The following is a 10284-nucleotide window of genomic DNA, read 5'->3' on the forward strand; positions in this document are numbered from 1 at the left end:
CCATGCGCCATGGCCCACTGGTACTGCTCACGGTGCTGGCCGGCGTGGCGCTGTTCGGTTGGTGGCAGGGCTGGCGCCTGCCTGAGCAATGGAATCCCTGGGCGCCGCTGGATGTACGCCAGCCGCCCAATCTGCTGACCTCATGGAAGCTGGGGCGGCTGCGCGACGATCCGCAGCTGTGTGCCACCGCCCTTGCTACCTCCGGCCTGCGCCACAGCCCGCAGGCCGATACGCCCGCCAACGCCAACTGTCCCTTGACCAACGTGGTGCGCGTTCAAGGCGCGGCGGTGCGCCTGAGCAGCAGCTTCCTAGCCACCTGCCCGGTCGCCGTGGCCTTCGCCCTGTTCGAGCGCCATGCGCTGCAACCAGCGGCCCGGCAGGTCCTGGGACAGCCCGTGGTGCAGATCGACCATCTCGGCAGCTATGCCTGTCGCAACGTCTATAACCGCGCCGACGGGCGTCTGAGCCAGCACGCCACAGCCAATGCGCTGGATATCGCCGGCTTTCGCCTGAAGGATGGGCAGAGGATCGAACTGCAACGGGACTGGAGCGGCGACGGTGCGAAGGCGCGATTTCTCCGCCAGGTCCGCGATGGGGCCTGCGAAAGCTTCAATACGGTGCTGGGGCCGGACTACAACGCGGCGCACCATAACCATTTCCACCTGGATATGGGGCGTTGGCAGGTCTGCCGTTAGGCGGCGATACGCACGTTGTTGAGTACTACCGGACGCGCCCACTGGATATCGAAGTCCAGGTCGTGCTGCTGCTTGGCCAGGGTGGCCTCGTCGAATGGCTCTGGCGCCGGATCCAGCAGCTTGCGCTCCAGTTCGGCGATCGGCAGGTGCAGCGGATAGGAGGCTGGCGCCGGACCTGGTTCCGGGTGCGGATGGCCCTGGCTCATGACCACCGGGCGAACCCAGTTGTTGCTGATGTCCAGCTGGCGCTGCTGCTCGATCAGTTCGGCGGCGCTGAAGGGTGGTGCGGGCTTGTCCAGCAGGTCCAGCTCGAACTCGGCGATCGGCAGGAATAGCGGTTCCGGCGGCGCGACTTCGCTGTCGGTGACATTGCACAGGCGCTGGGTCTGGATCTGCGCCAGGGTCTGGCTGCCGGTGATCGGCTCACCGGTCGCGACATCCACTTCTTCCACCGGCAGCGGCTCGCGCACCACGCCTTCTTCCTGCTGCGCGGCCAGGGCACGGGCGAAGAAGTCCTGCCACAGGTGGCTGACGCCGCCCAGGGCCTGGGTGTTGTGGCGGCTGTAGTCACCGACGGGTGACAGGTAGCCTGAGGGAAGTTGAAGAATCTCTGACATCGTTGTCGAAGAGCTCTGGCAAAATGGCGCGTACTTTGTGTATCGGCCACGGGCGCCGATCTTTAACTTTTTTTGCAGCAGGAAGGTGAGCGTGGAGCAGCAGGTCGAAGGCGGGATCCGGGTCGAGGCACTGACCGCCGACTATCAGGCGCGGGCCGAGGAATGGGCGGCGCGGCTGGGCTTGCCGATGCAGGACGAAGCGGCTGCCTTCGCCGTGCAGGTCGGGCCGGAGGGCTTGCAGATCCAGCAGCTCGGCCCGCAGGCGCCGGGGCCGGTGCGGGTCGACTTCCTCGAAGGCGGTGCCGCCCATCGGCGCCTGTATGGCGGCGGTGCCGGGCAGATGATCGCCAAGGCGGTGGGCATCGCCCAGGGTGTGCGCCCGCGGGTGCTGGATGCCACGGCGGGGCTGGGCAAGGACGCGTTCGTCCTGGCCACCCTGGGGTGCGACATGCAGTTGATCGAGCGCCAGCCGCTGGTGGCGGCGCTATTGGAGGATGGGCTTGCGCGGGCGGCGGCGGATGACGAGGTCGGGCCGATCGTCGCGCGCATGCAGTTGCTGCATGGCAACTCCATCGAGACCATGCGCAACTGGCAGGGCGAGCCGCCGCAGGTGGTCTACCTCGACCCGATGTTCCCGCACCGCGACAAGAGCGCCCTGGTGAAGAAGGAAATGCGCGTGTTCCGCCCGCTGGTGGGGGATGACCTGGACGCCCCGGCGCTGCTGGAGGCTGCGCTGGCCCTGGCGACGCATCGGGTGGTGGTGAAGCGTCCGCGCAAGGCGCCGATCATCGACGGGCCGAAGCCGAGTCATAGCCTTGACGGGAAATCCAGCCGGTATGACATCTACCCGAAGAAGGCCTTGAAGCCCTGACGCAAAGCGCGACGCGCAACCCTGTGGGAGCGGGTTTACCGGATCGCCGGACCGCCGCGATTGCGGTAGTGAATTCACCGCCGTAATCGCGGGTAAACCCGCTCCCACAAGGTCCCCACTGAATCAATGGGTCATGTGTCGTTCAATCAGGCGCGATAGGCACGCAGGAACAGCTCCACCACCTCCCGCACATGCGCCTCGGCAGCCTCTGCCGTCAACGGCTCCGCGCATCCCAGCAACAGCCGGAAATTCGCCCCGCCCTTGAGCAGGCAGAAAAAATGCTCCGCCGCCGTGGACGGATTTGCAATCCGGAGCATGCCGCGTTCACTGGCCAGGCGCAGCAGCGCCTCGGTTTCGCCGAGGATCCGCTGCGGTCCTGCCTCGTAGAAAATCTGTCCCAACTGGGGATCCTGCGGGCCCTGGGTGATGATCAGGCGATGCAGCTTGATCGAGTGATCGCTGTTGATCAGTACCTGGAAACCCCGGCCGATATTGATCAGCACCTGTTCCAGCGGCACGCCCTCGGGCAGCTCGAAGATCAGCCCGGGCAATTGCGCCTGGCAAGTGGCGAGGATGGCCTCGGTAAACAGGTTTTCCTTGTCGTTGAAGTGACTGTAGACCGTCAGTTTCGATACACCCGCCGCTGTCGCGACCGCATCCATGCTGGTGCTGGCATAACCATTGGTGAGAAACAGGTCCTTGGCGGCTTCGAGGATGGCATGGCGCTTGGCCAGATCCTTGGGCCGTCCTGGGCCGCTGGATACGGTGGATTCTTGGGACATGGGGCACGTTTGCAGGATTCGAAGCGCTAGATAGTACAACGCCCGGACGGTGCGGTCAGGTCGGTCTGCCGAACCGTCGGGCTCATCGCCACCCGCTCGGCCAGCGATCCGGCGCTATCCCTCCCTGGCGCGATACTCGGTGGTGGTCATACCCGCATAGCCCCAGTTATCCGTGTCCACTTCCTCGATCACGATATGGGTCAGGTCCGGGCGCTTGCCGAGGACCCGCTCCAGGGTCTCGGTGAACTCCCTGATGACTTGGGCTTTCTGTTCCCGTGTCACTCCGTCGCGGGTGATGCGAAGGCTTACGAAAGGCATGTCGTGCGCTCCTGTCTGATGGGTTTTCCGCTTACCACTTGCCTGTGCTCATGCCGCCATCCACCGGCAGGATCACGCCGGTGGTGAAGTCGGCACCGGCCAGGTACAGCACGGCTTCGGCGATGTCCTCGATGCGTCCGATGCGACCGCTCGGCTGCAACCCGGCGAGGAAGCCGTGGATCTCCGGGGCGTGCATCGGCGTCTCGATGATCCCGGGGGCCACCGCGTTGACCTGGATATTGTGCGGCGCCAGTTCCAGGGCCAGGGCGCGGGTCATCTGGTTCAGGCCGCCCTTGATCAGCACCGGCAGGGCCGCCGGCACCGCCTGGTTGGCCTGCAACGCCACGGCCGCGGTGATGTTGACGATATGTCCCTGCTGGCGGCCGATCATGTGCCGCGCCGCGACCTGCGAAGCGTAGACCACCCCCTTGAGGTTGGTTTCCAGCAGGTTGTCCAGCTCCGCCGGGGTGTAGTCGGTGAAGGGCTTGGGCAGGAAGAAGCCGGCATTGTTGACCAGCACATCCACCGCGCCGAAGGTCTCGATCGCAGCATTGAACAGCTGTTCGGCGGTCTCCGGCCGGGCGATGTCGCCGGCAACGCCGATGTAGTTGGCCGGATTGCCGAGGGCTTGTTTGCTTTCCCACAGCCGTTCTTCGCTGCGGGCATTGCCGACGACGTTGTAGCCGCGCGCCAGGAAGGCCCGGGCCAGTCCCAGGCCAATACCGCTGGAAGTGCCAGTGATCACGACGGTCTTGCTCATGGTATTTCTCCGCAAAGGTTTCGAAAGGGTGATCAGCGCGCTGTTGGTCGCCACTATATTTTTGCGGAAGAAAGGGATAAACAGGCCGTCGGGCACTTCAGTTGATACATGGTGTAACTAATGCCGAAACGACAATTCGACGATGTTTTGCTGGGCAGCATCGAGCTGTTCTGCCTCGCGGCGGAAGAGGGCAGCTTCACTGCGGCGGCGTTGTCCGCCGGCGTGACGCCGGCGGCGGTGAGCCGTTCGGTGGCGCGCCTGGAAGAGCGGCTCGGTGTGCGCCTGTTCGTCCGCACCACCCGCAGCATCCGCCTGACCGAAGGCGGCCGCAGTTATTACGAGCAGAGCCGGCAGGCCCTGACCCAACTGGTCGATGCCGAGCGCGAGGTCATGGGGCAGCAGGCCCAGCCCGCCGGTACTCTGCGCATCAGCCTGCCCACCACTTACGGCCATCACCGTATCCTGCCGCTGCTGGCGGAATTTCGCGGGCGTTATCCGAAGGTCAGCATCGATATCAACCTGAGCAACCAGAACATCGACTTCGTGGGCGGGGGCTATGACGCGGCCATTCGCGTGCGGGCGCAGCCGGATTCGACGCTGATTGCGCGGCTGCTGGAGGACGCCCCGCTGGTGGTGATCGCCGCCCCCGAATACCTGGCACGGGTGGGTGAGCCGCTTGTGTTGGCCGATCTGGAGCAACATGAATGCATCCAGTTCGAACTGCCCAGCAGCGGGCGGCGGATATCCTGGCTGTTCAACGAGAACGGCGAGCTGCGGGAGATTTTCGCCAGTGGCAGCTATGTCTGCTCCGAAGACGTGCTCGGTGGCGTGACCCTGGCCAAGAGCGGGGTGGGGTTGTTCCAGACCTATCGCTTCATCGTCGAGCGGGAACTGGCCGACGGCACGCTGGTGGAGGTGTTGAAGGACTTCGGTGGGTGTTCGCGACCGTTCAGCCTGCTGTACCCGCACGGACGGCATGTGCCGCTGCGGTTGCGGGCGTTCATCGATTTCCTGATGGAGAAAAAGGGCGCCTGGGAGCGCCCTTGAGTCCCTGCTGGCACAACTCCCCGGCAGGTCAGATGCGCCACGTGGCAGCCTTGTAGACTTCGTCGTCGCGTCGAGCGCCGATGCAAAGGATCAGCACGATCTCGACGCCATCGATCCGGTAGACGATGCGAACATCTCCGGTGCGGATTCTGCGATAACCGGCAAGCGCTCCACTCAGCGGCTTGCCGGTCTTGTCGGGTTCTCCCTCGGCGATGCGCTCGCGTACCACCTTCAGGACTCTTCTTGCCTCGGCCGTTCCCAACTGCTTGAGGTCCTGCTCGACTTCAGGGTGAAAGCGTACGATCCATCGCATCGGTGCCTGCCTACTTGAAGCGAGCCTCCATGTCCTTGAGGCTCACTGTCTTTTCTTCGTCCAGTGTGGAAAGCCGGTCAATGGCCTTGCGCTCGGCGCGCAGGTCGTCGAGTTCATCCTGGAGTGCCTGGAAGGTTGCGACGCCCATCAACACAGCGGCTGGCTCGTTGTCTTTGAAGATCACCAGGTGGGAGACCTTCCCGCTGGTAACTTCCTTCAATTTCGCACTGAAGCCGCGAACCATCGCGGTAGCAGACACCGCCTGCTCGGCACGGTCAAGAAGTGCGCTCATGGGTTTTGCCTCAATTTGTTTGCCTGGGGCTGTCACCAGAAACGGTGACGCATGCCGTGCAGTATATGCAATGTAATACGCAAAACAATACGCATACGTATTGCTCACCTTCTCAGAGATCCGCTGTGGCAAAGTGCCTGTCGCCATCTTTCGCAGCGCAACACGCTGATTTAATATACCCGCCAGTCCAAGAATTCGAAGTACCCTCGCGAAAGGTCATTTCCCATGTTGCGCCATGCCTTGCCCCTCGCTCTGCCCGCCGTTCTCGTCGCGCTGTTGTCTGCCTGCGGGCAGGAAAGCGTTCCGCCCTCCGTCATCCGTCCCGCCATGGTGGTGCAGCCGCAGCCTGCGGCGGCGGCGGTGGACAGTTACCCCGGCGAGGTGCGCGCGCGCTTCGAGCCGGAGCTGGCGTTCCGCATCGGCGGTAAGGTGAGCAAGCGCCTGGTTGAGGAGGGGCAGCGGGTCAAGGCCGACCAGCCGCTGGCCGAACTGGACCCGCAGGACGTGCGCCTGCAACTGGAAGCCACCCGTGCCCAGGTCGCCGCCGCCGAGGCCAACCTGAGCCTGGTGCAAGCCGAACGCGATCGTTACAAGAAGTTGCTGGATCGGCAGATGGTCAGCCACTCCCAGTACGACAACGCGGAAAATCTCTACCGCGCCGGCCAGGCGCGTCTCAAGCAGATGCGTGCCGAGTTCGACGTGGCCGGCAACCAGGCCGGTTACTCGGTGCTGCGTGCCTCCCAGGACGGCGTGGTTTCCAAGCGCCAGGTCGAGGTCGGCCAGGTGGTCGCCGCCGGGCAGACCGTGTTCACCCTCGCCGCCGATGGCGAGCGCGAGGTGCTGATCAGCCTGCCGGAGCAGAATTTCGGTCGTTTCGCCGTGGGTCAGCCGGTCGCCGTGGAGCTCTGGTCGCAACCGGGCCAGCGCTTCGACGGGCGCATCCGCGAGCTGTCGCCCGCAGCCGATCCGCGCTCGCGCACCTTCGCCGCGCGCATTGCTTTCAACACGGGCAAGGTCCCGGCCGAGCTGGGACAGAGCGCGCGGGTGTTCATCCAGCACGCCGAGCAGATCCCCCTGGCGGTACCGCTGTCGGCGCTCAGCGCGGAGAACGGCAAGACCTACGTCTGGCGCGTCGACGCCAACAACACCCTGCAGCGCGTCCCGGTGCGGGTCGGCGCCTACGGCCAGGACAGCGTGCCGGTGCTCGAAGGCCTCAGCGCCTCCGACTGGGTGGTCGCCGCCGGCGGCCACGTGCTGCACGAAGGACAACAGGTGCGGCCGGTGGACCGGTCCAATCGCACGGTGAATCTGGCGGCCAAGGAGTAAGTCCCGATGGGTTTCAACCTTTCCGCCTGGGCCCTGCGCAACCGGTCGATCGTGCTGTTCCTGATGCTCCTGTTGGCTATCGTCGGAGCCTTGTCCTACACCAAGCTCGGACAGAGCGAGGACCCGCCGTTTACCTTCAAGGCCATGGTCATCCGTACCCTGTGGCCCGGCGCCAGCGCCGAGGAAGTGTCGCGCCAGGTTACCGAGCGCATCGAGAAGAAGCTGATGGAGACCGGTGAGTACGAGAAGATCGTCTCGTTCTCCCGTCCCGGGGAGTCTCAGGTCACCTTCATGGCCCGCGACTCCATGCACTCGGCGGACATCCCCGAGCTGTGGTACCAGATCCGCAAGAAGACCGCGGACATCCGCCACACCCTGCCGCCTGGGATCCAGGGTCCGTTCTTCAACGACGAGTTCGGTACCACCTTCGGCAATATCTACGCGCTGACCGGCAAGGGCTTCGACTACGGCGTGCTCAAGGACTACGCCGACCGCGTGCAGATCCAGCTGCAGCGGGTCAAGGACGTGGGCAAGGTCGAACTGCTGGGCCTGCAGGACGAGAAGATCTGGATCGAGCTGTCCAACACCAAGCTGTCTACCCTGGGCCTGCCGCTGGAAGCGGTGCAGAAAGCTCTTGAAGAACAGAACGCGGTGAGCACTGCAGGCTTCTTCGAGACGCCGACCGAGCGCCTGCAACTACGGGTCACCGGGCGTTTCGACAGCGTCGAGCAGATCGAGCAGTTCCCCATTCGCGTCGGCGAGCGCACCTTCCGCATCGGTGACGTGGCCCAGGTCCATCGCGGTTTCAACGATCCGCCCGCGCCGCGCATGCGCTTCATGGGTGACGACGCCATCGGCCTGGCGGTATCGATGAAGGCCGGCGGCGACATCCTGGTCCTGGGCAAGGCCCTGGAAGCCGAGTTCGCCCGTATCGCCAACAACCTGCCGGCGGGCATGGAGCTGCGCAAGGTTTCCGACCAGCCAGCAGCGGTGAAGACCGGCGTCGGCGAATTCGTCCGCGTGCTGGTGGAGGCCCTGGCCATCGTTCTGCTGGTGAGCTTCTTCTCCCTCGGCATGCGCACTGGCCTGGTGGTGGCCCTGGCCATTCCGCTGGTGCTGGCGATGACCTTCGCCACCATGTACTACCTGGGCATCGGCCTGCACAAGATTTCCCTCGGGGCGCTGGTACTGGCCCTGGGCTTGCTGGTGGACGACGCGATCATTGCGGTGGAGATGATGGCGATCAAGATGGAGCAGGGCTTCGACCGCCTCAAGGCGGCCAGCTACGCCTGGACCAGCACGGCCTTCCCCATGCTGACCGGCACCCTGATCACTGCGGCGGGCTTCCTGCCCATCGCCACCGCGCAGTCCGGCACCGGCGAATACACCCGCTCGATCTTCCAGGTGGTAACCATCGCCTTGTTGGCCTCCTGGGTCGCGGCGGTGGTGTTCGTGCCGTACCTGGGCGAGCGCCTGCTGCCGGACCTGGCCAAGCTGCATGCGAAGAAGCACGGCACCACCGATGACGGTGAGACCGACCCTTATGGCACGCCGTTCTACCAACGCGTGCGGCGCCTGGTGGGCTGGTGCGTGCGCCGGCGCAAGACGGTGATCGTGGCTACGGTGGCTCTGTTCGTCGCCAGCGTCATGAGCTTCCGTTTCGTCGAGCAGCAGTTCTTCCCGGCCTCCGGGCGCCTGGAACTGATGGTCGACCTGAAGCTGGCCGAGGGGGCGTCGCTGAGCAACACCGCAGAACAGGTCAAGCGCCTTGAAGAGATGCTCAAGCAGAAGGAAGGCATCGACAACTACGTGGCCTATGTCGGCACCGGTTCGCCGCGCTTCTACCTGCCGCTGGACCAGCAGTTGCCGGCGGCCAGCTTCGCCCAGTTCGTCGTGCTGGCGAAGACCATCGAGGACCGCGAGGCCCTGCGCACCTGGCTGATCGATACCCTGAACGAGCAGTTCCCCGACCTGCGTTCGCGGGTCACGCGTCTGGAGAACGGCCCGCCCGTGGGCTATCCGGTGCAGTTCCGCGTGACCGGCGAGCATATCGAGGAAGTCCGCGCCCTGGCCCGCAAGGTGGCGGTCAAGGTCCGCGAGAACCCGCATGTGGCCAACGTCCACCTGGACTGGGAAGAGCCGAGCAAGGTGGTCTACCTGAACATCGACCAGGACCGTGCCCGCGCCCTCGGCGTGAGCACCGCCGCGCTGTCGAAATTCTTGCAGAGCTCGCTGACCGGCAGCAGCGTCAGCCAGTACCGCGAGGACAACGAGCTGATCGAGATTCTCCTGCGCGGCACCGTGCAGGAACGTACCGAGCTGGACCACCTGGCCAGCCTCTCGGTGCCCACCGACAACGGCCGCAGCATTGCCCTGTCGCAGGTGGCGACCCTGGAGTACGGCTTCGAGGAAGGCATCATCTGGCACCGCAACCGGCTGCCCACGGTCACCGTGCGCGCCGACATCTACGGCAAGGACCAGCCGGCGACCCTGGTCAAGCAGATCCTGCCGACCCTGGAAACGGTGCGTGCGCAATTGCCGGACGGCTACCTGCTGGAAGTCGGCGGTACCGTGGAAGACTCGACGCGCGGGCAGAACTCGGTGAACGCCGGCGTGCCGCTGTTCATCGTGGTGGTGCTGACCTTGCTGATGCTGCAACTGCGCAGCTTCTCGCGCATGGCCATGGTGTTCCTCACCGCGCCGCTGGGGTTGATCGGGGTGGTGCTGTTCCTGATGGTGTTCCGTCAGCCGTTCGGCTTCGTCGCCATGCTCGGGACCATCGCCCTGTCGGGGATGATCATGCGCAACTCGGTGATTCTCGTGGACCAGATCGAGCAGGACATCGCGGCGGGGCTGGGGCGCTGGCAGGCGATCATCGAGGCCACGGTGCGGCGCTTCCGGCCGATCGTGCTGACTGCGCTGGCGGCTGTGCTGGCGATGATCCCGCTGTCGCGCAGCGTGTTCTTCGGGCCGATGGCGGTGGCCATCATGGGCGGGTTGATCGTGGCGACGGCGTTGACCTTGCTGTTCCTGCCGGCGTTGTATGCGGCGTGGTTCAGGGTCAGGAAAGAGGAATGAAAACGAGGCGGCCCCTGTGGGAGCGGGTGAACCCGCTCTCATGGCACACCGCATGACTTATTGATTCAGCAGGGACTTGTGGGAGCGGGTTTACCCGCGATTGCGTCGTTGAGTTCACTATCGCAATCGCGGGTGAACCCGCTCCCACAAGGATGGCGGTGTCGCAGTCAGTCGCGGTATTCACA

General features: G+C 64.8%; 11 protein-coding genes. 5 read left to right on the forward strand and 6 right to left on the reverse strand.

Annotation, left to right across the window (positions count from 1 at the left end):
- The first annotated feature begins 2 nt into the window (after positions 1-2).
- Positions 3-695 (forward strand): extensin-like domain-containing protein, encoded by a 693-nt coding sequence (locus V0R59_RS09395; RefSeq protein ID WP_330076948.1) that lies wholly within the window; start codon positions 3-5, stop codon positions 693-695.
- Here V0R59_RS09395 and V0R59_RS09400 read toward each other — a convergent pair.
- Positions 692-1312, reverse strand: a complete 621-nt coding sequence (locus V0R59_RS09400) for an energy transducer TonB (protein ID WP_330076947.1) — start codon at positions 1310-1312, stop codon at positions 692-694. The two genes, V0R59_RS09395 and V0R59_RS09400, sit on opposite strands and share 4 nt — an antisense overlap.
- A 91-nt stretch (positions 1313-1403) precedes the next feature.
- Here V0R59_RS09400 and V0R59_RS09405 point away from each other — a divergent pair, with 91 nt between their 5' ends.
- Positions 1404-2183 carry a class I SAM-dependent methyltransferase gene (locus V0R59_RS09405; RefSeq protein WP_330076946.1) on the forward strand — a complete coding sequence of 260 codons (780 nt, stop codon included), beginning with the start codon at positions 1404-1406 and terminating at the stop codon, positions 2181-2183.
- Positions 2184-2329: 146 nt separating this feature from the next.
- On the opposite strand, the gene V0R59_RS09410 is transcribed toward V0R59_RS09405, so the two are convergent.
- The 3 genes from V0R59_RS09410 to V0R59_RS09420 form a co-directional block, all read right to left on the reverse strand.
- Positions 2330-2965, reverse strand: coding sequence for a TetR/AcrR family transcriptional regulator (locus tag V0R59_RS09410; RefSeq protein WP_330076945.1), 636 nt, complete (start codon positions 2963-2965; stop codon positions 2330-2332).
- A gap of 114 nt (positions 2966-3079) precedes the next feature.
- Complete coding sequence (locus V0R59_RS09415) at positions 3080-3283, reverse strand: tautomerase family protein (RefSeq protein ID WP_330076944.1); 204 nt, start codon at positions 3281-3283, stop codon at positions 3080-3082.
- 31 nt (positions 3284-3314) lie between these two features.
- Positions 3315-4043: an SDR family NAD(P)-dependent oxidoreductase gene (locus V0R59_RS09420; RefSeq protein ID WP_330076943.1), complete on the reverse strand. Its 729-nt coding sequence runs from the start codon at positions 4041-4043 to the stop codon at positions 3315-3317.
- Between the two features lie 120 nt (positions 4044-4163).
- On the opposite strand from V0R59_RS09420, the gene V0R59_RS09425 reads away from it, so the two are divergent.
- Positions 4164-5090, forward strand: coding sequence for a LysR family transcriptional regulator (locus V0R59_RS09425; RefSeq protein ID WP_330076942.1), 927 nt, complete (start codon positions 4164-4166; stop codon positions 5088-5090).
- Positions 5091-5118: 28 nt separating this feature from the next.
- On the opposite strand, the gene V0R59_RS09430 is transcribed toward V0R59_RS09425, so the two are convergent.
- The gene (locus V0R59_RS09430) at positions 5119-5403 is read right to left on the reverse strand and encodes a type II toxin-antitoxin system RelE family toxin (RefSeq protein WP_330076941.1); all 285 of its coding nucleotides are present in this window, start codon (positions 5401-5403) and stop codon (positions 5119-5121) included.
- A gap of 10 nt (positions 5404-5413) precedes the next feature.
- Positions 5414-5647, reverse strand: coding sequence for a type II toxin-antitoxin system Phd/YefM family antitoxin (locus V0R59_RS09435; RefSeq protein ID WP_330077007.1), 234 nt, complete (start codon positions 5645-5647; stop codon positions 5414-5416).
- Between the two features lie 273 nt (positions 5648-5920).
- On the opposite strand from V0R59_RS09435, the gene V0R59_RS09440 reads away from it, so the two are divergent.
- Together V0R59_RS09440 and V0R59_RS09445 are read left to right on the forward strand one after the other, a co-directional pair.
- Positions 5921-7021, forward strand: coding sequence for an efflux RND transporter periplasmic adaptor subunit (locus V0R59_RS09440; RefSeq protein ID WP_330076940.1), 1101 nt, complete (start codon positions 5921-5923; stop codon positions 7019-7021).
- Between the two features lie 6 nt (positions 7022-7027).
- Positions 7028-10099 carry an efflux RND transporter permease subunit gene (locus tag V0R59_RS09445; RefSeq protein WP_330076939.1) on the forward strand — a complete coding sequence of 1024 codons (3072 nt, stop codon included), beginning with the start codon at positions 7028-7030 and terminating at the stop codon, positions 10097-10099.
- The last annotated feature ends 185 nt before the right edge of the window (positions 10100-10284 follow it).

The organism is Pseudomonas ulcerans, assembly GCF_036324125.1.
Classification (GTDB): Bacteria; Pseudomonadota; Gammaproteobacteria; order Pseudomonadales; family Pseudomonadaceae; genus Aquipseudomonas; species Aquipseudomonas ulcerans.

What these genes read in the sequence shown, in the direction of transcription:
- V0R59_RS09410 (WP_330076945.1), bottom strand. Translation starts at nt 2,965, where the DNA reads ATGTCCCAAGAATCCACCGTATCCAGCGGCCCAGGACGGCCCAAGGAT.
- V0R59_RS09425 (WP_330076942.1), top strand. Translation starts at nt 4,164, where the DNA reads ATGCCGAAACGACAATTCGACGATGTTTTGCTGGGCAGCATCGAGCTG.
- V0R59_RS09400 (WP_330076947.1), bottom strand. Translation starts at nt 1,312, where the DNA reads ATGTCAGAGATTCTTCAACTTCCCTCAGGCTACCTGTCACCCGTCGGT.
- V0R59_RS09440 (WP_330076940.1), top strand. Translation starts at nt 5,921, where the DNA reads ATGTTGCGCCATGCCTTGCCCCTCGCTCTGCCCGCCGTTCTCGTCGCG.
- V0R59_RS09395 (WP_330076948.1), top strand. Translation starts at nt 3, where the DNA reads ATGCGCCATGGCCCACTGGTACTGCTCACGGTGCTGGCCGGCGTGGCG.
- V0R59_RS09415 (WP_330076944.1), bottom strand. Translation starts at nt 3,283, where the DNA reads ATGCCTTTCGTAAGCCTTCGCATCACCCGCGACGGAGTGACACGGGAA.
- V0R59_RS09420 (WP_330076943.1), bottom strand. Translation starts at nt 4,043, where the DNA reads ATGAGCAAGACCGTCGTGATCACTGGCACTTCCAGCGGTATTGGCCTG.
- V0R59_RS09445 (WP_330076939.1), top strand. Translation starts at nt 7,028, where the DNA reads ATGGGTTTCAACCTTTCCGCCTGGGCCCTGCGCAACCGGTCGATCGTG.
- V0R59_RS09435 (WP_330077007.1), bottom strand. Translation starts at nt 5,647, where the DNA reads ATGGTTCGCGGCTTCAGTGCGAAATTGAAGGAAGTTACCAGCGGGAAG.
- V0R59_RS09430 (WP_330076941.1), bottom strand. Translation starts at nt 5,403, where the DNA reads ATGCGATGGATCGTACGCTTTCACCCTGAAGTCGAGCAGGACCTCAAG.